The organism is Ktedonospora formicarum (genome assembly GCF_016587355.1).
GTDB classification, from domain to species: Bacteria; Chloroflexota; Ktedonobacteria; order Ktedonobacterales; family Ktedonobacteraceae; genus Ktedonobacter; species Ktedonobacter formicarum.
Map to the genome: position 1 here is coordinate 2,643,053 of NZ_BNJF01000001.1, position 23,306 is coordinate 2,666,358.

Below are 23,306 nucleotides of genomic sequence, written 5' to 3' on the forward strand. Positions count from 1 at the left end.
TTCCCTTCGCACTCTCATGAAAGCTAGCGTTTGTAACACGGCGTTTAACTTTCTGATAGATAGTTAGTAGAACGCGAGTATCTCAGTCCCATCAAATGTTCCGCTCATCCACACATACATCCCCATAAGAGATGTACGCTATCCTTTCTATATCTAGAACGAGCGAACGCTTGCTAATTCGTTGTTGCCTTCTTTATCTCTCTTTGCGACCAAATCGTAGGAGTCTCAGCAAGATTTCATTGGTGTACCTCGATGCATTATACAATTTTTCCTATTGCGCTGCTATGGTCTTACTCACAAAAACGGAAATAATAGAAATGGTCCAGGAAAAATACTGCACAGTATTTTTCCTGGACCATTTCTATTAAAGAAACAAGAAATCCAGCAATACACCTCATCAGGCTGTATCGTAAACTTCTACTGTCGCTCCTCTTCCCGGCGAGAGCGGGCTTGCGGATATAGCTGGGAGGAGGAAGGCTCAGAAGGTACAATAAAGGATTCGCTCGCTTCCTGCGCATTCTCTTGAGCATGTTTTTCTTGCTTTTGGGCGACACTCTTATCAGTTTGCATCAGCTTGTTCCCCTCACTCTCATTCTCTGAGGCAAGAGGGCTATCACGGCGCAAAGCAACAATCTCGCCACCATTTCCACCCCGCACTTCAGTATTCTCTTCGTCCGGCATGAGGGCAATATCAATGACTTCGTCCATGCTTTCCACCAGTGAAAACTTGATGCGCTGGCGGATTTTGGCAGGTATCTCTGTCAGATCCTTTTTGTTCTCGGCTGGCGCAATAATATGAGTGAAGCCCGCCTGCTGTGCGGCGAGTACCTTCTCCTTCAAGCCACCTATGCCAAGAACATTGCCCAGCAAAGTGACCTCGCCAGTCATCGCCACATCGCCCCTAACGGGCCGTCGCGTCAATGCAGAAACCAGCGCCATCGCAATCGTAATGCCTGCTGACGGACCATCCTTAGGCATAGCATTCTCTGGCATGTGGATATGTAAGTCGGCCGCGTCCTGGAAATTGGGATCGATTTTTAACTCGTTGGCGCGCGTGCGGATATAAGAAAGCGCGGCAATCGCGGACTCACGCATTACTTCGCCCAATTGTCCTGTTACCAAGAGATCACCTTTGCCAACCATGGTCACAACTTCAACTGGGAGCGTCACGCCACCATTCTCAGTCACCCCCAGCCCCATGGCGGAACCAATGCGTGGCTTATGTGACAATTGCACGTCTGTGTAACGAGGCATGCCCAGGTACTGCTCAAGGTTATGAGCCGTCAGGCGAACACGTGTATTGGGCTTCTCCAGAACACGGCGTGCTGTTTTGCGGCATATCGTCGCCAACTGGCGTTCCAGGCTGCGTACGCCTGCTTCACGCGTATAGTCAGTCACGATATGCTGCATAACTGGCTGTGGAACACGAACCTGCTCTGAGCCTAAGCCATGCTCCCTTAATACCTTTGGCCACAGATGCTGGAGACCAATATTAACCTTTTCATCGAGCATGTAGCCAGGCAAATCAATAATATCCATGCGGTCAGCCAGAGGTCTAGGAATTTGATATTTGACGTTGCCAGTACAGATGAAGAAAACCTCTGAAAGGTCAAAAGGGAGCTCCAGGTAATGATCCACAAAAGACTTGTTCTGCTGGGGGTCCAGCACCTCTAGCAGAGCAGCACTGGGATCGCCACGATACTCAGAGGAGAGCTTATCAATCTCGTCTAGTAGAAAGACTGGATTGCGTACTCCAACCGTCTTCATACTCTGGATGATACGTCCTGGGAGCGCCCCGACATAGGTCCGCCGATGCCCGCGAATCTCAGCCTCGTCATGGACGCCACCAAGCGAGATACGCGCGAATTTGCGCCCCAATGCCTTAGCAATGGAATAACCCAACGAAGTCTTGCCTACTCCAGGTGGTCCAATCAGGCAGAGTATCTGTCCCAGGCTCTCGCTTCTTGGTTGCCCCTCACGATTGGCACGCTGTAAACGAAGTTGGCGTACAGCAAGGAACTCAATGATGCGCTCCTTGATACCTTCCAGGCCATAATGATCTTCTTCCAGGATGCGCCGGGTATCTTCAATGTTGAAGGTATCCTGACTACGCTCATTCCAGGGTAAGGCCAGCACCCAATCGATATATGAGCGAATGACACTAATTTCGGCGGATTGTTGGGGCATACGCTCCAGACGATCAATCTCTTTACGCACCTTGGTAGCAACCTCGGGTGGTAACTGCTTCTCGCCTAGACGTTTGCGTAGCTCATCCGATTCTGAGGTGAGATCCATTCCCAACTCTTCCTGAATCGCGCGCAGTTGCTCACGCAGGTAGAATTCTTTCTGGGTACGATCAACCTGGGAGCGCACACGGCTACGAATAGTGGTTTCCAGTTCCAGAATCTCGATCTCATTACCAATCAAGACGCATATTTTTTCGAGGCGCTCTAGAGGATCAAAAGTCTCCAGCAATTCCTGTTGCTGTTGTACATCCGTAACAATATGAGCCGCCAGCGTATCGGAGAGCCTATTAGCAGTCTTGAGGGCGACAATGGAGTTAATATCCTCGACGGAGAAGCGGCGGCTGAGTTGGGCATACTGTTCAAAGCGACCGATGGCATGGCGTACCAGAGCATCAGCCTGTGCTCCACTGGCCTGCTCATCGGGATGAATCTCAGCCAAAACACGCAAGAAGGGTTCTGTCTCTTGTATATCCTTCACGCTAGCGCGCCTGACGCCACGCAACAGGACTTGCATACTACCATCTTGCTGACGCTGCATTGTGGAGATCTCAGCTAAAGTGCCTATTGTGTAGATATCCTTAGGCTCAGGATCATCTATCTCAGCATCCCGCTGTGTTGCCGCTACCAGCATGCGATCCGAACGCAGCATAGCTTCTTCGACGGCACGTACCGTTTTCTCACGAGCAATGACCAGGGCATGCCGATTATGCGGGAAGGCCACAATGTTCTTCAACGCCACAAGCGGATAGCTCTCAATTGTTTCCTCTATATTTTCCTGGCGTTCCTGTTCACTCATTGGTTTCCCACCTGTCTAGCCTGACCGGTCACCTACCTACGAAAACCTGCTGTCTAACAGTTAACGAACATTCTATAGTGGATAGATGCTATAAGCTGCTTGCTATGAGCGCCGCAAAAATTGATGAGTCTGCGCTAGGCAGACTCATTCTCAGAATAGGCGTTAGAGCGATCCGTTCGCGTCACAAGCAATGGCTTATGCCGCGACGTTATTACTTCTCCATTAATGACGACTTTCTTGACATCGGCACGTGAAGGTATCTCATACATAACATCAAGCAGCACATCCTCAATAATCGAGCGCAAGCCACGCGCCCCAGTCTTCTGGCGCAGAGCACTCTCCGCCGCTGCTTCCAATGCATCATTGGTGAAGACCAGATCTACGTGATCAAGCTGTAAGAACTTCTGATATTGTTTGACGATAGCGTTCTTGGGCTCAGTCAGAATTCGTACTAACGCCTCCTGATCTAATGGATCAAGCGAGACGGACACTGGTAAGCGGCCAACAAACTCAGGGATAAGACCATATTTCAGCAAATCATCAGGGTTAAGGCGAGCCAGGATTGGTTGATCCTTATCCTTGTCTTGCTCTTCACCAACCTTGACACCACTGAAGCCCATTGTCTTGTTACTGCCAAGACGCTGTTCAACAATCTTTTCCAATCCCTCAAAAGCGCCTCCACAGATGAAAAGGATATTTGAGGTATTGATCTGGATAAAATCCTGATGAGGATGTTTGCGGCCACCTTGGGGAGGCACATTCGCGACAGTGCCCTCAATGATCTTCAAGAGAGCTTGCTGCACCCCTTCGCCAGACACATCGCGCGTAATAGAAGGGTTATCAGACTTACGAGCAATCTTGTCAATCTCGTCGATATACACAATGCCACGCTCAGCACGTGCAATATCAAAGTCGGCAGTCTGAATCAGACGTAACAGAATATTCTCTACATCCTCGCCCACATAGCCAGCCTCTGTAAGCGCCGTGGCATCAGCTATGCAGAAAGGGACATCAAGAATCTTCGCCAGAGTCTGAGCAAGCAGGGTTTTGCCACTACCCGTTGGACCGATCAGGAGAATGTTGCTCTTCCCTAGCTCGACATCATCAATTTGCATTCCGACGCCAATGCGCTTGTAGTGATTGTATACAGCCACTGCCAGCGCTCTTTTCGCACGCTCCTGACCAATCACATAGTTGCTCAGTTGCTCATAGATCTTCTTAGGCGTTGGGATCTTCCCTGTCTGCGCACCTCGCGGCTTGGCAACAGTGGCTTGCTCTTCTTCGATGATTTCTCGACACAGATCGATACATTCATCGCAGATATAGACCCCTCCAGGCCCAGCGATTAAACGCTGAACCTGGTCCTGGCTCTTGCCACAAAATGAGCAACGGTATGTTGTGCGCATGTTTTTCGAGTTTGCCACGTCTGTTACCTTTCCTACTAGTGCTGCCCCGCACCTAATAGTGATATCGATTACTCTACAGTCTGATCCTTTGTGTCCTCGGGTAGAGATGTTTCCGTTGCAGACGCCTCACTCTCGCTACTCTCATTATGGGTCTCAGTCGCAATCTCCTCCGCAACTGTGGCGGCAGCAAATGCGTTCTCTTCGCTCTGCTGGCTTGCCTCATCCTCAGTTACGTCTGGGTCAGGTCCAGCGACGATTTCAACCAGGCGAGTCACCGTCTTTTCGCGGCGATAACTCCGTGCTAGCGCTTCAGCCTGCTCGTTTGAGCGCTGCAATGGTTGCCCCGTCTGCTCGTAGAGGTCAAAGAGCATTTTAATCTCTTCAGCCTCAATAGTGATATTTTCTTTCTTCGCAATCGCATCCAACACAAGCTGCTCTTTTACACTTTTCTCGGCGTCCGGACGTAGCTCGTCCAGATATTCCGCGCGCGACTTACGTGACATCAGCAGGTATTGGTCCAACGATAGTTTTTGCTGCTCTAACAGGTGCGAAAACTGGTGGAGCATCTCTTCAGCCTGCTCCTGGATCAAAAGAGGATGAATGTTAAAGTTGGACTGCTCAACGACCGCCTCAAGCGCTTTCGTCTTTAGCTCATCGCGGACGCGTCGCTTCTGATTTTCCAGCAGGTTGTCACTGAGGAATTTGCGCAGGTCTTCCAGGTTCGTATATTGACCGTCACTTGCCTTTTGAGCGAACTCATCGTTCAGTTCAGGCAGTTCCTTCTCCTCGACCTTTAGCAGTTTCACCTCGTACTGAGCTTCTTGGCCTGCCAATTTTTCATTGCCATAATCGGAAGGAATGGTGGTCGTGAAGCTCTTCTCTTCGTCAGCCTTCATGCCCACAACTTGCTCATCCATGCCAGTGAAGAGCCCAACACGCTCCTTTGTAAGTTCAAAAGGATTATCTTTGAGATCGGAAACTTTCTGCTCCCCACTGGTAACTTTGAGGTTCATAGTAACACGATCATTATAATCGGCGGCGCGATCGACTTCCTGCCAGGAAACGGCACGCTGGCGCAAATTATCCAGTTCTTTGTCAACCTCTTCTGAGGTAATATTAGCATCCTCGCGCTCCAGCTTAATCGTGGAGTAATCACCTAGTTCTACGGGAGTAATGATAGGTACAGTGATCTTAAAGTGATAGTCTTCTCCCATCTCGATCTCAGGGGCATCGAGCGTAGGTTGTGTAATAGGAACGATATCTTCATCCCTCAGAGTATTGCGATAGATCTCATTGGCAAGGTCGTCCAGACCTTCTTGATAAATGTACTCCTTACCAAGACGGCGCTCTAGTAATGAGCGCGGAGCTTTTCCTTTGCGGAAACCTTGTATATCTACCTGCTTTACAATCTTTTTAAACGCCTTATCCGAGGCTTTTTCCATCTCGTCCCAGGTAACGTCTATATCCAGGACTGCCTCACTGTTTGGCAGTTTTTCAACAGAGACCTTCACAGTTCCTCCAACCGATTTTCTTTATAGTATGCTACGTAGTCTTTGTTCACAAATAAAAACTCAAAGCTACAGTCGTATTATTATATCTCGGGTAAGTAGGCTGTGGGAAGTACCTATCCTGGGAGAATATATACATCGCTGGCATATTCGAGGCTTAAACTGAGGGCGTGACTCACCTATCGACTACGCGAACCAGCCATGCGCCGTACTCTCCTGGCTATCTTCCACACATAGACCACCCCACAACAGAGTATATCGCCTTGCGTGTCTCTTCCCTCAGGGTAGATGGGATTATGGTGTCTCGTGTGGGTTTTGTCTGCACTTGCCCACAGAGGGCTAACCGTGTTACCAGTCGCCCTCTGTTTTAAGATTTTGGAGCGGGAGACGGGATTCGAACCCGCGACATTCACCTTGGCAAGGTGACGCTCTACCACTGAGCCACTCCCGCAATATTCAGTTGTAATGGTAAATTCCCCTTCCCTCCTATGAAATACCGCTTCTCAATGAGAAACCGAGAGAAGAAGACTTACCTGGAGCGGGAGACGGGATTCGAACCCGCGACATTCACCTTGGCAAGGTGACGCTCTACCACTGAGCCACTCCCGCAGAAAACCCATATACTATTTAGCCTATCAGAAACCTTATGGTTTCGGTGGGCGGTGAGAGACTCGAACTCTCACGGTTCATCACCAACAGATCCTAAGTCTGTCCTGTCTACCAATTTCAGCAACCGCCCATTTGACTTGTAAGGTTATATGTCTAGCATGATACTGAAGAGGAACAATGCCAGCCACCTCACCTGTGGATAATACATCAGTGAGTGACCTGCTGTCAAGATAATTTCTGTGTTTTTATACCTTCAGGCTACAATATTGACAAAATACACGTTCATGGGCGCCTGGGCATCTATATTTTCGTACAACTGTCATTCTCTTCATCCGAGAATAGCAGGAGTCTAAAAGTTGGGGACTCCTACCTTTAAGGGTATGCCCCTCCTTCAAAACCCCTCTCTCCTTAAGGCACACGCAACGAATGGAGATTAGTACAAAAGAGAGACTAGAATATCCTGACTTTGGAGCAAGCCCTTTGGCATTGGTCAGATGTGAATGATACAATATTGGCAGATAACGATGCCGCGTAGTATTATAGGACCTTTTGTATGAGCCAAACAACTTCGTCCGCTTCAAACTCACCTGACACAATTCAACCAGACCTTTATATCAACCGAGAGCTGAGTTGGGTTGAGTTTAATCGCCGTGTCTTCGAGGAAGCTAAAGATACACGCCATCCCCTTTTAGAACGTGTAAAATTCATATCCATCTTCGAAAACAATCTGGATGAATTTATTATGATCCGCCTGGCCGGCTTAAAGGATCAGATTGCTTCTCGGGCCGCGCCACGGAGTCCAGATGGGCGTACCGCAGCTCAACAACTCGCAGAAGTACGCCGCAAACTGGCTCCCCTGGTACAGGAGGTACGCCAGTACTGGCGCCACACATTGTTACCGCTGCTCGCGGACCAACATATTCATATTCTCGACTACGAACAGCTTGACGAACCACAACGGGAAAATCTGCGCGCCTACTTTGAGCGCGAAGTTTTTCCAGTGCTTACCCCTCTGGCTGTAGACTCGGTCCATCCCTTCCCTCACATCTCTAATCTCAGTCTGAATCTGGCGGTGGTTTTGACCGATGCGCTACATGAAGAGGAGCTCTTCGCTCGCGTCAAAATCCCACCCACACTACCACGTCTAGTCCCGGTTCCTCTGACCATAGATGGTCCAGAACAAACCGAACAACCCTATGCGGTCTTTGTCTGGATGGAGCAGTTAATCGCAGCACATCTGAGTATGCTCTTCCCCGGTTTTGATGTCTGGGAATCGTATCCCTTCCGAGTGTTACGCGACGCCGATATTGAGTTACAAGAAGATGATGCCTCCGATTTGATCGAAGTCATTGAGCAAGAGGTTCGCGAACGCCGCTTTGGCATGGTAGTGGATCTAGCGGTTAATCCAGCCATGCCACAGCGTATTCGCCAATTACTAATTGATAACCTTGAGATTACACCAAATGATGTAAGCACAATTGATGGAACCCTGGGTATGGGTGATGTCATCGAGTTACGCAACCTGGATCGGCCCGAACTCAAGGACATCTCTTTTACCCCGCGCATCCCTGGTTTCGTCAGGCGTGGGCCAGATCTCTTTACGACGATTAGAAATCACGATGTGCTGCTTCACCATCCCTACGATAGCTTCAGTACAGTGGTCGACTTTATTAACGCTGCCGCCGATGATCGGGATGTGCTGGCAATCAAGCAAACACTTTATCGTGTTGGACCCAACTCACCAGTCGTCCAGGCACTGTTGCGTGCGGCAGAAAATGGTAAGCAGGTCGCAGTCCTAGTTGAGCTTAAGGCACGCTTTGATGAGGAAAACAATATCGTCTGGGCGAGAGAACTTGAGCGAGCAGGTGTTCACGTAGTCTATGGTCTGAAGGGACTAAAAACCCACTCTAAGCTGGCTCTGGTAGTACGCAAAGAGGGTCAGAGTTTGCGCCGCTATGTGCACCTGGGTACTGGCAATTATAATGCGACAACAGCCCGAATCTACGAAGATCTGGGCCTATTCACCAGCCATCCTGAGATCTGCGATGATGCGACAATGCTCTTTAATTCGCTAACAGGCTATTCGCGTCAATATCGCTATCGGCAATTGCTCGTAGCCCCTCTCGGCCTACGCCGTCACTTTGTAGAGCTCATAGAACGTGAGATCCGCTTGCATGGTGAATTCGGCAATGGGCGCTTGATCTTCAAATTTAATTCCTTGACTGATCCGGAAATGATTCAACGGCTCTATAAAGCCTCACAGGCAGGGGTTCAAATCGACCTGATCATTCGAGGTATATGCTGTTTACGCCCTAATCTGCCTGGTATCAGCGAGAATATTCGCGTGCGTAGTCTTGTAGGGCGTTTCCTTGAGCATAGCCGCATCTACTACTTTGGCAATAACGGTAATCCCGAAGTGCTGGTAGGTAGCGCCGATTTGATGCAGCGCAACCTCAATAATAGGGTAGAAGTCCTCTTTCCTATTGAGCGTCATTATATGCGCGATGCGGTTTATGAGAACCTGCTCTGCCCAATCCTGGCGGATAACGTGAACGCACATATACTAGATGCGGATGGCACATACAAGCATGTACAAATCCAGAACGATGCACAACCCATGGACAGTCAATCCTGGTTTATAAATCATCCTCTTTTCGATCTGGCAGATGAGGATGAGGGGCCCGATCAAACGATCAGTGCGATCCCTTCATCCGTCTAATGGAGCGTTGGCGCCCCTTAAGCGCCAGACCATTTGATAAGTGTTGTATAGATGGCAGCCTGTACCACCTATACAACACTTATCCGAACCTGACCATAAGTACATGGGGGCCAATGGGCGGCACTTCAAAGATTTCGCCCTGACGCTGAAAACCATAGCGGCGGTAGAACCCCTCGACATTAGCGCGTCCATTACACCACACCTCAATCTCTTTCTCCGTTGAGGTCTGCATTCGGGCATGATTTAGCAATGTTTGCAGAATGGCCCCGCCACATCCGGAACCACGAGCTTCAGAAGATACAGCCATGCCACGTATACGCCAGCCGATACGTCCCGCAACCTCCTCGCGATCTTCGCGAAAAATGGTTCCCACTCCTACCAATCGTCCATTCAAGTAACAACCTGCATGCAACGTTTGAGCTTGTTTATCCTCAGGATAGGCACAATCCGCCAACATTTGCATAGGGCGCAGGACACTATGCCGCAAATGATATGTTTCTTCTGGTTTGATGGAACTCATTTCCAATGCTGCATGCATACTCATAAATACCTCTCTACTGGCTTCACCAGGCAAAAGACGCGCATGCCACTCACAAGGATAAATCTTGTAAATGGCATGCGCGTCACTTAAATATTGTGCTCGCTTACACGCTATGCGAGGGTTGGGGTAGCGTCGATACAAAGTTAGCAATGATAGCCTGCACCTCCTCCAGACGCCCCTGGAAGAAGTGGTCAGCATCCTCAACAGTAACAATCCGTTTAGGAGCTGGAACCTGTTCAAACCAACTGACAGCATCCTCATAGGGTGCTTGCTCATCCTTCGTACCGTGAATAAACAATTTGGGTTTATGGCAGCCTTTAAGCGGATTGCCTTTGCTAAACCAGCGTGCGGGAACCCCAAGGCCAATCATCGCCTGCACACGGTCATCAATGGCAGCTACTTTTAAAGCGACAAAGGCTCCAAACGAGAAACCTCCCAGAATGACTGGCACACCAGGATATTTCCGGCTCATGAAGTCCAGCGCATACCGCACATCATCCATTTCGCCACGCCCATCATCATAGCTTCCTGTGCTGTGGCCCACGCCTCGAAAATTAAAACGGAGCGAGGGGACACCACTCATCTGCATAATTTGCGCCGCTTTAAAAACAACTTTATTATGCATGGTTCCACCATAAAGAGGATGCGGATGACAAATAATGCTGACGTAGGCGGGCTTAGAATCTTCATCTACAGGTTTGTGAATCGCCTCCAGATGACCGCTTGGCGTTTGTATATTAACATGTAAGATCTGATTTGCCATGTAAATCACTTCTTCCAATATAGTTAGTTTTCAGCTTTTTGATCTGTATAAACGCCTAGCTGGGGTGATTTGTGGTGCATCCTCGCCCAATTAATCCCCCTACACTCTTGAGACCGTTCTCCTGCCTTGATAGTATCACATAATCCCATGCCTCACCAGTACAAAAGGTTAGCGTACCAGAGCAATGAAAAAGCTGATGGATGAACTTACCAATGCAGAGCATGCATAAATGCTAGCACATATATTACTAGCATTCAGTGTCTATACTGCACGTATATACGTATACACACGTATACAAAAAGGCTCTCCTGGTTTTGCGATATCTGTCTTTGGGGCTGGTATCTGGTCTTAATAATATATTGCAGATAACGAGAAGGACATTCTATGGAGACGTATGGCTCACATCACTTTCCTGGCAAACTGTTCGTAGTCGAAGGAGTTGATGGTTCGGGGAAGAGCACACAGATTGCATTGCTACGTCAATGGTTGATAAGTCAGGGATATACCGTCTTCTTCAGTGAATGGAATTCATCTCCCCTGGTCAAGAGAACCACCGCACGTGGTAAGAAGAAACAAATCCTTTCGCCTACAACATTCAGTCTGATCCATGCCACTGATTTCGCAGATCGCACTGAGCATGATATTATCCCCCCACTTAAAGCGGGTGCGATTGTGCTCGCCGACCGCTACATCTATACAGCTTTCGCTCGGGACGCAGCCCGCAATGTTAATCGTTCCTGGGTACGCGAGCTCTATCGCTTCGCGGTCAGACCAACATTAGCATTTTATTATCGCGTGCCATTAGAGCTCTCCTTGCGCCGTATCATGAATGCGCGCCCACAATTGAAATATTATGAAGCGGGTATGGACTTGGAATTAAGCACTAATATCTTCGAGAGCTTTAAACTCTTTCAGCATCGGGTGGTACAGGAGTATGAAGCAATGATAAATGAGTTTCATTTGACGGTTATGGACGCTACCCTTCCTATTCCTGAGCAACAGCGTCGCATGCGTGAACTGGTACTTCCTTATCTTGAAGGCGTGCGCAGTACCACTAGATCTATTCAATCTCCTCTCACCTCGCATCTGGAACATACAGAATGGAAAAAGTTTATCCCAACGCCCAATAATGAGCAGGCTCCGGCTTAGTCCAAACAAGTGTAGCTCTTGCTTTTCAGTTCGCCCACCACAAAAGTAGTCAAGAAATTCCATCCCTAAAGCTTATTTTTGAGGAGAAACATACACCGATGACTCGTCCACATTGCTATGGCATTGATACACTGGACCTGCAAGTAGTCGAAGAGTTCCTTCCAGGTCGGCTGATTGTGCTTGAAGGGACCGATGGAGTAGGCCGAACGACCCAGATCCAGCTTCTCCGTCCCTGGCTTGAAAGTCTGGGCTACGCAGTCATTGATACTGAAATGACGCATTCTATACTCGCTGGGGAGGGTATTAAGGAGGCCAAGGCCGGGCACGCACTGGGCCCAATCACAATGCAGCTATTCTACGCGACCGACTTCGTGGATCGCCTGGAACAGCAAGTACTTCCTGCGCTACGGGCAGGCTTTATTGTTTTGATTGACCGCTACATCTATACCCTGATGGCTCGTGCACTGGTACGTGGAGCGGATGCTGGATGGCTAAAATCGATTTATGGCCTGGCTCTGAAGCCAGATGCAATCTTTTATTTACATCTGGGTATAGAGGACCTGATCCCGCGCGTCCTTCAACGCGGTGGTTTTAATTACTGGGAATCTGGCATGGACATGCGCCTGGGTCCAGATCTATATGAGAGTTTTGTGATCTACCAGAAGCGCATCTTGCATGAATTTGAGCAAATGTCTAGAGTGTATCAATTCCATGTTATTGATGCCCGGCTTCAAGTAGAAGAGATATGCGCACTACTAAAACATGAAATTCATTCGCTTCTAGCTAATAACTGAAGCACACTTTCCGCTCTATAAAGATGAGGAATCAAAATTGCTCGGGTTTATAAACAGGAAGTATGTGCATAATGCGCTACTAGAGAATACGTACTATGTACACTAAGTTACTTGTATCCTGTTGTAGGACGTGCTATACTCAGAACGGAGACAAATCTCACAACGAACAAATTTTTGCATACCCACGATCATCGCGATTACTCCGCTTCTGTCCCTATTGAGCACCTGGGTTGGTGCTCCCGGAGTATTACGCCTGATTGTCCGGGCAAAGGAGGTGAGGGACATGGACGCTGGCCCTAGTTCTAGTCATAGTACTAGCAACGACAGGTCTTCATTGAACCTGTCAACAGGAGTGCTCTGCTCCTCATCGAGTTACCGGACGTGGTTTGCGCCTTCTACGTAAATTCAGGTCTTCTACGAAAACCAGCACCGCGATTGCTCAAGCGCTCAGGTTTTCGGTCAGGAATAAAGTTAATCATCTATCACCGCATCCTTACTCGATGAGTGAAACACCTGGATATCCCCCTTGCACAGTCGCAATGTAGCCAGGATATTGAGTAGGGATCACCCCTCCATTGCCAGTATGTCCTTTGCTGCTCAGCAGCATCCCCCTATGTCTTTTAAAGCTCTGTTTACAGTAGAGTGTACGGGTGCATGTAGTTCCATTGAGGAATCATACTAGCCCCTATCCAAACACGCCTCTTGTAACAGACAGACCTGCGCATGGCTTGTATATCATCCGCCAGTGTGTCACCTATGGGTGGGCAACACACAAATGAGCATCTTTATCAGTCGCCATGTCGCAACCAGACAACAGTAATCTCATGCTTTAAAGAGAGAAGGACCTCCACATCGCACACCTTATGTGGCTATGTGGCTATGTATTACTGACTGTCGAAAGGCGGTGATTTCATGATTTTTCTTAGCGATCTGCTTCGGCGCACTATTGTCGATCTTAATCAACAGCGTGTTGGTGCTGTACGCGATGTTTGTGTCTCCCTCGATGAGACTTTCCCAGTGGTAACCGCGCTTGTCATTCACCAAGGCGCGAGCGAGATGATGATTCCCTGGTCCCAGGTGCATACGGTAGAAGGGCCAGTGGTCCGTTTAAGTGTGGCAAAAGAGCAAATTACACCTTATATCCCCCACAGTGAAGAGCTTCTTTTAAAAAGAGACATTTTAGATAAGCAGATTGTCGATACCCAAGGCTTTCGCGTCGTCAAAGTTAATGATCTCAAGTTAGCACAGATTAAACATACAGCACGCCTAGTTGGCGTTGATATTAGTCTGAGCGGGCTTCTTCGTCGCCTGGGTCTTCAAGCGACAATGGATCGCCTCAGCCGGGTTGTACCTTTACAGTTACCAGAGCGCACTATTACCTGGAACTATGTTGAGCCAATTCAGGTGGTAGGTGCCCATACCGGACAACTGGCGTTGGCTGGCTCCGTTGGAACAGCAGCAACGGTTGGCGCGGTTGGGGTTGTTCCGAAGCTGCAACTCAATGTCAGCCACAATAAGCTAACAGATCTGCATCCCGCCGATATCGCCGACATTCTCGAACAGTTGGACGTCGAAGAGGCCGGTGCAATGCTGGGGCGCCTGGATATGGAGACTGCCGCTGATACTCTGAACGAGGTTGAGTATCCATTGCAGGGCGAACTGATCAATGAGCTCAATCCAGAACATGCCTCTGACCTCTTGGAACGATTAGCACCCGATGATGCCGCTGATATACTGGCTGATCTACCGCATGATGATGCCGAGCACCTACTTAATCTGATGCCAGCCGAGGAATCACAACCAATTCGTGACCTCCTCCGTTATGGAAATGAAACGGCAGGCGGCATTATGACGCCTGAATACCTGGCGCTTTCCGAGGAGTCGACCGTAGAGGATGCCCTGACGTATCTACGCCAGCATTCAGAGCACCTGGAAATGGTTTACTATCTCTACGTTATTGATGAGGAACACCATCTTAAAGGTGTAGTCTCACTACGCCAGCTTGTAGTTTCCAGCCCCGAGACCCACATAGCCGACCTCAATGATTCGGATGTTATTCGTGTACGAGTCGATGCCGACCAGGAGGAAGTGGCAAAGGTGATTGCCAAATATGACCTGCTTGGCGTCCCTGTCGTGGATGAGGATGATCGCCTTGTCGGAATTGTAACGGTTGACGATGTGATCGATGTGATTCATGAGGAACAGGCGGAGGATCTCTCGGACATTGTAGGCGCTGACGTTGAGGAGGCTGAAGATGAAGAGCGTTTCTCGTTCAAAATCGCGGCCCGTCGCTCAATCTGGCCTTCTGTCAACGTGCTAGCTGGCTTCGTTCTGGCTCTGGTATTGACCCAGGCTTTCGCGCCACTCCTGACCCAGGCGCCAACTCTGGTCAGTTTGGTTGGCGCGGTCAGTGCACACCAGTCTTCTCTAGCGCTTGGAGGGCTCTTTTGCTTGATTCCTATGCTGCTCCTGACCAGTGGTAGTGTGAGCTCACAAGCTTTGGGTATTGCTGGCTGGAATCTGCGTAGTACGCGGGGGCAAGATCTCTGGAAGACGATTCTCCGCGAGTTACTCATGGGTACCTTTGGAGGTATTGTTGTGAGTCTCCTGGTAGGGCTTGCGACCTTTATCCTCTTCCGATCAACTTCTCTAAGCCTGATATCGGCGCTTGGCTTTGGTTTCGCTCAACTTATCGCCTACTTCTGCGGATTGGGACTGCCTAACCTGCTTCAAAGGCTACATTTGAGAGGAAGCCTGATTACCGCTCCATTGCTTGATCCAGTCATCGCGGTTGTGAGTCTGAGCACCTTTCTAGGTATTACAATGATGCTGCTTAACCGTATCGTGTTCTAACAATAAAGCAGAGGTCAATTCAAAACATAATGACTCCATATAAACCAAAGCGCTGAGACCAGTAGCCATTTCAACATAGGCAGGTCTCAGCGCTTTCTGTTTTTGGCTTCGCTGCCAAAACTCTGAATTTACGGGCGTCTCTATCTACTCCTCAGTCGCAGGTACGTCTGGCTGTTCATTGCGGTAAGGACGACGTGTTGGAGGCGCGAGTTTGCTCCAGGGGATATCCACATCGGCATCCATGTCCCATACATGCATGTTATCGTTGTAGCGGATCAAGCGCCAGAAAATCTGCCCTCGCTTCTCATCCAGTCGCCATTGCGTAATCGAGGTGTTTTGTGTGCTGAAGTGCGATACTGGCATAGCGAAAGAGCTATAGTGGAAAAAGTAAGAGAAGGCTGTATCAATGACACCTCCATGACACACAATCACAATGGTCTTACCCGCATGCTCACGCGTGATACGCTCCAGAGCTGTTGCAACACGCAAGGAGAAGGCAGGCCAGTTTTCACCTCCTGGCGCGACTTTCTGAAAAGGATGATACAGGAAATCAGGAGGAGGACCAAAGCGCTCTCTACGCTCCTCATAGGTAAGACCATAGGCTTCGCCGTCGCGTAACTCCTGTACCTCGTCGTCAAAGATAATAGGCAGATTCAGAGCTGGCGCAATGATCTGAGCAGTCTGCCGAGCTCGAAGAAAAGTACTGGCAATCAAGACATCTGCCTGAATCTCATGCGTAGCAAGCAAGCGATCTCGTAACCGCTCAGCCTGGCGCACTCCGATACTAGTCAAGCCATCATCACGAATAATATCATGTACTTGACTAGTCGCTTCACCATGCCGAATAAGATACAACTGGGTAGTCATGTGTAGATAGAGCCCTCTCTTTCCTTAAAATCGAACTACAATGAACACTTTGCCCTGTTAAGATTGTAACACATATATCTGCTCAAGCATGTATTGCAGTGTAGAGCATGTACTGCGATATTACGCCATCGGCAAGCGCGAGGAGGATTCGCGCCGCCACGATTAAGAGGGCAATTAGAAGCTTTCCCTACAACCTGACCCACATGTAGCCTACAAGATTGAATCTATCCCTGCCTCAATAAAATCAACAGGCCTACAACAAGAGAGAGAATAATAATGGTTTCAGAAAAGACCAAGCCCAGAATGAAATTCATCCTTATCGCTTCATTCGCACCCGGATTACGTCCTAGAGCTTCATACGCTCGTCCGTTTGCCAAACCCATTGCGATACCTGCGCCAATCGCGCCCAAACCAACTGCGATTGCAGCGGCAATGACTTGCAGTACCATAAATATTACCTCCTTGCATATATAACTCATGTTTCTTATTTCTAGTGCTCTTATTGTAGTCTCTTACTCTACCTGACACCATCGTCCAGAAGAATGATTGATACTCATACAAACAGACTCCTCCGTTCCTGAACAATGGTGTCACGTCTCAAGCCAATGGATGCGGGAGCAAAATGGGGATAGCAAAGAATTATGCAGCTTTATGCATGACTTTTACGAATTTTGAAAAGAGGGAGAAAAAGTGTTGACAAATCCCCAAGGGGATGCTATTATACACCATGTCAATCGGAACCGCTTGTATGCGCAGGCGAACCGGTGGTTATTGCGAAGAGGGTACACCCGTTCCCATCCCGAACACGGTAGTTAAGCTCTTCAGCCCTGACGATACTTTGGGGGCAGCCCCACGGGAAAATAAGACACCGCCGTTTCGCCCGCTCACATGGGCGGTTCCTTTGCGTTTCAAAAAACATTAGAAGCCAAAGAGAGAGCGAGGACGCTGGTTTACAGGCCAGCGTCCTCGCTCTCTCTTTGGCTTCACATCTTATGCTCAGTACAGGTCCATACAGGCTAACGTATTTTGAGTGAGCTTGTTGGTGATTTCTGGACCACAATCCATTTGGCAGGCGCGAAAGCGCGCAACTGTTGTGAGGTCTGTGTTACAGGCTTCACTGGCTGGTCTACATCTCGCTTACGCATGCTCTCAGCTACCATATACAACGCTGGTACCAGGAGCAGAGTCAGAACCGTCGAAGAGGTCAGGCCACCAATGACGACAATTGAGAGTGATTTCGACATAACCGCGCTGGACGCACTAAGGCCTAGAGCCATTGGGAATAGCGCTAAAATAGTCGCGCTGGCTGTCATCAGAATCGGGCGTGCTCTTTCGCTACTGCCACGAATAACGGCGCTACGCGCGTCCATGCCCTGCTCTCGATACTGATTCACGCGATCAATGAGCACAATAGCATTGGTCACGACAATACCAACCAACATTAACAGGCCAATTAACGCCGTCACGCTAAGCGTCGTGTTAGTAATGAGCATGAGCAGAACAGAACCAGTGGCGGCAAAGGGAATGGAGATAAGCAGAATCAATGGCTGTACCAGACTACGGAAGGTAATCGCCATGATGAAGAAGACGATAAAGACGGCAACGAGCAACGAGATACCCATCTTGAAGAAGGACTCATCCTGGAGCTGCGTAACACCTCCAAAGGTGTAAGAGGTCCCTGCCGCGAACTTGAGCTTGCTCAGGCGAACACGAACATCGGAACTCACCGCACCAACGTCCTTACTTGTAATATCGGCACTAACCGTCGCAGTGCGGACACCTTTCAAATGGGTTATCTGGGTTGGGCCAAGCGTAGCTGTTACGTCCGCCACGTCACTCAGACTCACGGCCATCCCGCTCGGGGTTGGCACAGGTTGCTCCTTTAGCTGTTCCAGGCTCGTAGCGGGAGCCCCCAAATGGAGCTGCACATCCTGCTGCGTGTCACCCAGAATAATTTTTGTAGTGCTTGTACCAGTAAAGGTCGAACGCAGATATTGTCCAATCTGGGCGGGAGTCAAACCATACCTGGCAGCCCGCTGGGGATCAACGTGAACATCTATCAGAGGTGAGGCAGCAGCAAGATCGCTTTTGACATTCGTCACATTGGCGGCATGCGCGATGGCATCTAAAACCTGCTTGTTCGCTAGCGCTAGCGCTTGTTCATTGGGAGCCTGGATATTAACCAGGAGCGTATTGCTTGAGGTGCTATCACTACTTGAGAGCGCAATGGCATGAGAAATCGAGCGCAAACGACTGAGCACATCCTGTTGCAAACCACGCTGATCTACACCTTTCTCTGTCACAATAGTGTATGTCGCGCTATTAGGTGCGCTGGAGAAGAAGGAGCTATCCTGTGCCATAGATACCTGATAGGTCTGAATCTCAGGGAAGTGGGCCAGGGTATCCTCAACCTTCTTGATCTCGGTACGCGCCTTCTCCAGACTTGTGCCCGCTGGAAATTCCTGCGTCAGGCGAAAATTATTCTGGTCAGAGCTATCAAAGAAGGTTGTATGCAGCGTTGGAATGAGCACAAAGGTGACATCTAGCAACACCACGGCAGCGAGAATGGTAAAGCCTCGATTGCGCTTGCCTGTAACCCAGGTGGCGATAGGAGTGTAACAACGCTCAACAAAGGAGGCGCGTTGCCGCGAAGGAGAAATCATCTTCTTTGGGGCGCGTAGGAACCAGTATGCCAGCACAGGAATGATCGTCAACGAGATAAGCAGCGAGGCCAGAAGGGCGACCGCGACCGTCACGGAAAAGGGGCGGAAGAGCACACCTATCTCACCATCAATAAAACCCAGCGGCAAGAAGACCGCCACAGTCGTCAGCGTAGAGGCGATAACTGCCGCCGAGACCTCGCGCACGCCTGCTAAAACCGCCTCTTGCTTCCCCTCGCCCCGTTGCAAATGGCGATAAATGTTTTCGAGCACAACAATTGAATCGTCGATAACGCGCCCGATTGCGATAGTCAAGCCACCAAGGGTAAGTACGTTCAGGGTATAGTTACCAATCCAGAGCGCGATAAGCGCGACGACAACCGAGAGCGGTATCGAACAGGCCGCGACCAATGTTGAGCGTAGCGAGAACAGTGATATCAAAATAACAATGATGGCAAAGAGCGCGCCTAGCAGACCCTCATGCACCATAGCTGCCATCGAGTCTTCAATAAAAGGAGCCTGATCAAAGACAGTAGAGATCCTGGCATTGTGACCAAGTTTCTTTTCCAGGCTGGGCAGGCGATCTCGCACAGACCGAGAGATAGCGACACTATTGCCATTATTCGTTTTGGAGAGCGAGATACCAATACTCGGTTTGCCATTGATATGCGAGAGCGAGGTTTCGGATGTAAGTTCCTGCTTTACCTCGGCAACATCTCCCAGGCGAACTGCTTGCGCGACTGTAGAGATACCACTCTCAGACGTGGTATCACTCACAGTCTCATTATGCGAACCAACAATGATATTCTGAATATCCTGTAACGAGGTAAAGGTATTTCCAACCCGGATAGGCTGTGCCTTATCCTGAGTAATAAGCTTACCAGCGGGAAGAGTTACATTATCAGCCTGTAAAGCGGCCTGTACCTGCTCAAACGTAACACCTGAACTCTGCATTCTGGTAGGGTTGAGAGTAATCGTCACCAGTGGCGTGCGCACACCCAGCAGGTCGACCCTGGCGACACCTTGAATGCTTTGCAGTTCTGGCACGGCAATCTGTTTTAGGGCTGTGGTCAGATCCCGGGTCTCCTGTGATGATGAGACGCCAAGCGTGAGAATAGGTATATTCTCCGTGCTATAGGCTTGCAGAGAGGGAGTTACGCCATTTGGTAACTGTGACTGGATAGCCCCGATACGTTGCGAGAGATCCTGGCGAGCCTGGGCGGTATCTGTTCCATAATCATACGCCACAGTAATAATAGAGCTACCATCGTTGGAAATCGACGTCAACTGCTTCACACCTGGAGCTCCCTGGACGCTTTGCTCAATTGGGTTCGTGATTTCTTGCTCTATAATGGTGGGAGAGGCTCCGGTATATGCCGTCACAATAGCCACGACAGGCAAATCTATAGAGGGAAACAGCTCTTGTTTGAGTTGCGGTATCAGTAAGCCGCCAATAAGTAAGATGGCAATGGTAACCAGCGCCATCAAACCCTTATTGGCGAGACTAAATCGTGAAAGCATTACCATATAGAAACTCCTGATGACAGTACATCTTTATGCGTCCATGCAAACACGCATGCGTTAATGTTAATCTCGTCACTACTCAGACAGGCATTGCTCAACGCTTATACAACTATGTGTCCTGCACAGGCTCAAGCTCTGCGCCTACATACGGAACGCTCAGGGCTTCGATTGCCGCTGTAAGGGGATTTAGGATTGTCATCAGCTCTCTAACAATCCCATTGTCCGGCAAGCCTTAGCAGGCCATAAGCCATCTACGATAGCATGGGGCCTCGAATAGTCATGTTATCTATTGTACTCAGAGAGGTAATAAAACCTAGAAGAATAGAATAATACAGACATAAGGTACCATTTTCCCTCTATATATGTATCTTTGCATATGCTCTCTAAAAAGCGTAAATTAAAGAAGATAAGGGGAATTATCCTCCCTCGCTGTAATAGACTATGCATTCCAGTTCTGCATAGGAGGGGATCTGCCGCATACTTCCTTTCACTTCTTGACCACCAAAGACACAAAACATGACAAAGCTGGGACCGATGCAGAGATCTAGAATGCCCTGCTGGCATAGAGAGCCAACTCGACGGAAGGGGGCAAATTTTGATATAATGAAGCGATAACACTGTAGAACACTAGTTTCATTGCAGGAGTAGGGTCTTCGGAGAGGAGTAAGCCATGAGCGATCGCCTCGTCTCGCCGCACGTGAGCGATGAGGAACAAATACTGGAAGGTAGTTTGCGACCGCGTCGCCTGGCCGAATACATCGGGCAGGAGAAGATCAAAGAGAATCTAGGCATATTGCTAGAGGCAGCACGTCGGCGTAACGAGCCGGTGGACCATGTCTTACTTTATGGGCCACCAGGACTGGGAAAAACTACACTTTGTAATATTATTGCTGCTGAGATGGGAGTGAACCTCAAAACGACCGCCGGACCTGCCATCGAACACGCGGGCGATCTGGCTTCAATTCTGACCTCACTACAACCGGGTGAGGTACTCTTTATTGACGAGGTACACCGCCTCTCGCGAGCCGTGGAGGAGCGCCTCTACTCGGCGATGGAAGACTTTGCCCTGGACGTTGTCATTGGGAAAGGGCCAAGCGCACGCTCACTACGCCTCTCGCTTCCCCCTTTTACCGTTGTGGGGGCAACCACCAGAGTTGGCTCACTGACAGCGCCACTCCGCGACCGCTTCGGGGCTATATATCGCATGGAATATTACGATATAGATTCCTTGAGAATGATTGTCCAGCGATCAGCAAGCATCCTCAAAGTTCCAGCAAATGATGAAGGTATCTCCGAGATCGCCAGCCGCGCACGCGGTACGCCTCGTATCGTTAACCGCTTGCTCAAACGTGTGCGCGATTACGCCCAGGTGCGCGCGGATGGTGTCATTACACGCGAGGTAGCACAAAAGGCCCTCAATGCAATGGAAGTAGACGAGATTGGCCTTGACCTGACCGACCGCAATATGCTTCTAACTATCATCAATAAGTTCAATGGCGGACCCGTTGGCCTGGACACCCTCGCCGCCAGTACCAGCGAGGATTCAGAGACAATTGAGGATGTCTATGAGCCATACCTGCTTCAGCTAGGCTTTATCGCACGTACTCCACGCGGGCGCGTCGCGATGCGGGCGGCTTATGACCATCTCAACCTAACACCGCCGGGTGGAGAAAGTGGACCGAATTTGTGGACAGCAACACCTTAGAGCCAGCAACCAGTATATCAGATATTAAGATCAGCGACTTTGACTATCATCTTCCAACCGAATTGATAGCACAAACTCCCATGGAACCGCGAGATGCCTCCCGGCTACTCGTCGTTCATCGCCAGAACAAGGCCATGGAACATCGCCATTTCCGCGATATCGAGGAGTATCTCCAACCGGGCGACGTCTTGATTGCTAACCAGAGCCGTGTCATCCCAGCTCGCTTGCTTGGTAAACGAGCCGAGAGCGGTGGGAATGTAGAGGTGCTGCTCCTTGCCGAGCGCCCAGATCTAGGAATAGATACCTGGGAAGCTCTGGTTCGACCCGGTAGGAGGCTTCGTGAAGGAGCGCGCATACTCTTTGGCGGTGACACAGAAGAGCAGGCACACCTGCTTGGTGAGATTCTTGGGCGTACTGAGGCAGGGGGCGTATTGTACGCTTCCAGGTTCCAGGTCGAGCGGCCCAGTCAGATGACCCCTATGCTCTTCTCGATGTGCGCCAGGCTATCGATGAGATCGGCAAGATGCCGCTCCCCCCTTATATCCATGAGACACTCAACGATCCAGAACGCTATCAGACCGTCTATGCACGCATTCGCGGCTCAGCGGCGGCCCCTACGGCTGGCCTACACTTTACGCCGCAACTTCTTGAGCGCCTGCGCGCTAAGGGTGTGCGTACAGGCTTTGTGACACTTCATGTGGGCCTGGACACCTTCCGTCCAGTCGAGAGCGAGCTTGTCAGCGAACATAAAATGCATAGCGAAGAGATTGAGATGGACGACTCCACCGCCAAGCTTATCAACGAAGCTCGACGTGAAGGCGGACGCATCATAGCAGTAGGCACAACTTCTGTCCGGGTGCTTGAGAGTATTGCTAGTCTTCATGAGGGGCACCTCGTTCCTTACAAAGGACATACCCGGCTCTTTATCACACCTGGCTATCGCTATCAAGCGGTTGACGCACTTATCACCAACTTCCACCTCCCCCGCTCGACCCTACTCCTACTGGTCAGCGCCTTTATGAGCAAGCCCTTGATGGAGCGAGCCTATCAGGAAGCCATCGAACAACACTATCGCTTCTTTAGCTTTGGCGATGCCATGCTTCTGCTGTAGATAGCTCAGATCATTGTGCTTCATCTTTAAGCAGCATCGGGGAGGTGCCTGATGC

General features: G+C 49.7%; 13 protein-coding genes, 3 tRNA genes, 1 rRNA gene and 1 pseudogene. 7 read left to right on the forward strand and 11 right to left on the reverse strand.

What is annotated here, in order from left to right:
• Positions 1–417 precede the first annotated feature (417 nt).
• The 6 genes from lon to K3T82_RS11420 all read right to left on the reverse strand — a co-directional run bounded on the left by lon (position 418) and on the right by K3T82_RS11420 (position 6,695).
• Entirely contained in the window at positions 418–3,042 is a 2,625-nt protein-coding gene (gene lon / locus K3T82_RS11395) for an endopeptidase La (RefSeq protein WP_220193583.1), read from the reverse strand.
• A gap of 134 nt (positions 3,043–3,176) precedes the next feature.
• Positions 3,177–4,448, reverse strand: a complete 1,272-nt coding sequence (gene clpX, locus K3T82_RS11400) for an ATP-dependent Clp protease ATP-binding subunit ClpX (RefSeq protein WP_220195102.1) — start codon at positions 4,446–4,448, stop codon at positions 3,177–3,179.
• A gap of 68 nt (positions 4,449–4,516) precedes the next feature.
• Entirely contained in the window at positions 4,517–5,959 is a 1,443-nt protein-coding gene (gene tig, locus K3T82_RS11405) for a trigger factor (protein ID WP_220193584.1), read from the reverse strand.
• A gap of 373 nt (positions 5,960–6,332) precedes the next feature.
• A tRNA-Gly gene (locus tag K3T82_RS11410) sits at positions 6,333–6,407 on the reverse strand.
• A gap of 83 nt (positions 6,408–6,490) precedes the next feature.
• Positions 6,491–6,565: transfer RNA gene (locus K3T82_RS11415), tRNA-Gly, on the reverse strand.
• A gap of 47 nt (positions 6,566–6,612) precedes the next feature.
• Positions 6,613–6,695, reverse strand: a tRNA-Leu gene (locus K3T82_RS11420).
• Positions 6,696–7,118: 423 nt separating this feature from the next.
• On the opposite strand from K3T82_RS11420, the gene ppk1 reads away from it, so the two are divergent.
• Complete coding sequence (gene ppk1 / locus K3T82_RS11425; RefSeq protein ID WP_220193585.1) at positions 7,119–9,284, forward strand: polyphosphate kinase 1; 2,166 nt, start codon at positions 7,119–7,121, stop codon at positions 9,282–9,284.
• A gap of 79 nt (positions 9,285–9,363) precedes the next feature.
• Here the strand turns inward: ppk1 and K3T82_RS11430 are convergent, their stop codons facing one another.
• Both K3T82_RS11430 and K3T82_RS11435 read right to left on the reverse strand, forming a co-directional pair.
• Positions 9,364–9,828: a GNAT family N-acetyltransferase gene (locus K3T82_RS11430; protein WP_220193586.1), complete on the reverse strand. Its 465-nt coding sequence runs from the start codon at positions 9,826–9,828 to the stop codon at positions 9,364–9,366.
• A 100-nt stretch (positions 9,829–9,928) separates the two neighbouring features.
• A complete protein-coding gene (locus K3T82_RS11435) occupies positions 9,929–10,588 on the reverse strand; it encodes an alpha/beta hydrolase (protein WP_220193587.1) in 660 nt (219 codons plus the stop codon).
• Positions 10,589–10,972: 384 nt separating this feature from the next.
• Between K3T82_RS11435 and K3T82_RS11440 the strand changes: the two genes are divergently transcribed.
• From K3T82_RS11440 to mgtE, 3 genes are all read left to right on the forward strand, one after another.
• The gene (locus K3T82_RS11440) at positions 10,973–11,737 is read left to right on the forward strand and encodes a dTMP kinase (protein WP_220193588.1); all 765 of its coding nucleotides are present in this window, start codon (positions 10,973–10,975) and stop codon (positions 11,735–11,737) included.
• Positions 11,738–11,835: 98 nt separating this feature from the next.
• Positions 11,836–12,531, forward strand: coding sequence for a dTMP kinase (locus K3T82_RS11445; protein WP_220193589.1), 696 nt, complete (start codon positions 11,836–11,838; stop codon positions 12,529–12,531).
• 912 nt (positions 12,532–13,443) lie between these two features.
• Entirely contained in the window at positions 13,444–15,384 is a 1,941-nt protein-coding gene (gene mgtE / locus K3T82_RS11450) for a magnesium transporter (RefSeq protein WP_220193590.1), read from the forward strand.
• 144 nt (positions 15,385–15,528) lie between these two features.
• Here the strand turns inward: mgtE and K3T82_RS11455 are convergent, their stop codons facing one another.
• Both K3T82_RS11455 and K3T82_RS11460 read right to left on the reverse strand, forming a co-directional pair.
• Positions 15,529–16,251, reverse strand: coding sequence for a histidine phosphatase family protein (locus K3T82_RS11455; RefSeq protein WP_220193591.1), 723 nt, complete (start codon positions 16,249–16,251; stop codon positions 15,529–15,531).
• Between the two features lie 224 nt (positions 16,252–16,475).
• On the reverse strand, positions 16,476–16,700 hold the full coding sequence (locus K3T82_RS11460) for an ATP synthase F0 subunit C (protein ID WP_220193592.1): 225 nt from the start codon (positions 16,698–16,700) through the stop codon (positions 16,476–16,478).
• Between the two features lie 311 nt (positions 16,701–17,011).
• Here K3T82_RS11460 and rrf point away from each other — a divergent pair.
• Positions 17,012–17,128 (forward strand): 5S ribosomal RNA (gene rrf, locus K3T82_RS11465).
• A gap of 139 nt (positions 17,129–17,267) precedes the next feature.
• Here the strand turns inward: rrf and K3T82_RS11470 are convergent.
• Positions 17,268–20,438: an efflux RND transporter permease subunit gene (locus tag K3T82_RS11470; RefSeq protein ID WP_220193593.1), complete on the reverse strand. Its 3,171-nt coding sequence runs from the start codon at positions 20,436–20,438 to the stop codon at positions 17,268–17,270.
• A 667-nt stretch (positions 20,439–21,105) separates the two neighbouring features.
• Between K3T82_RS11470 and ruvB the strand changes: the two genes are divergently transcribed.
• Both ruvB and queA read left to right on the forward strand, forming a co-directional pair.
• The gene (gene ruvB / locus K3T82_RS11475) at positions 21,106–22,140 is read left to right on the forward strand and encodes a Holliday junction branch migration DNA helicase RuvB (protein ID WP_220193594.1); all 1,035 of its coding nucleotides are present in this window, start codon (positions 21,106–21,108) and stop codon (positions 22,138–22,140) included.
• Positions 22,141–22,163: 23 nt separating this feature from the next.
• Positions 22,164–23,251: pseudogene (gene queA, locus K3T82_RS49865) on the forward strand (tRNA preQ1(34) S-adenosylmethionine ribosyltransferase-isomerase QueA).
• Positions 23,252–23,306: the final 55 nt, after the last annotated feature.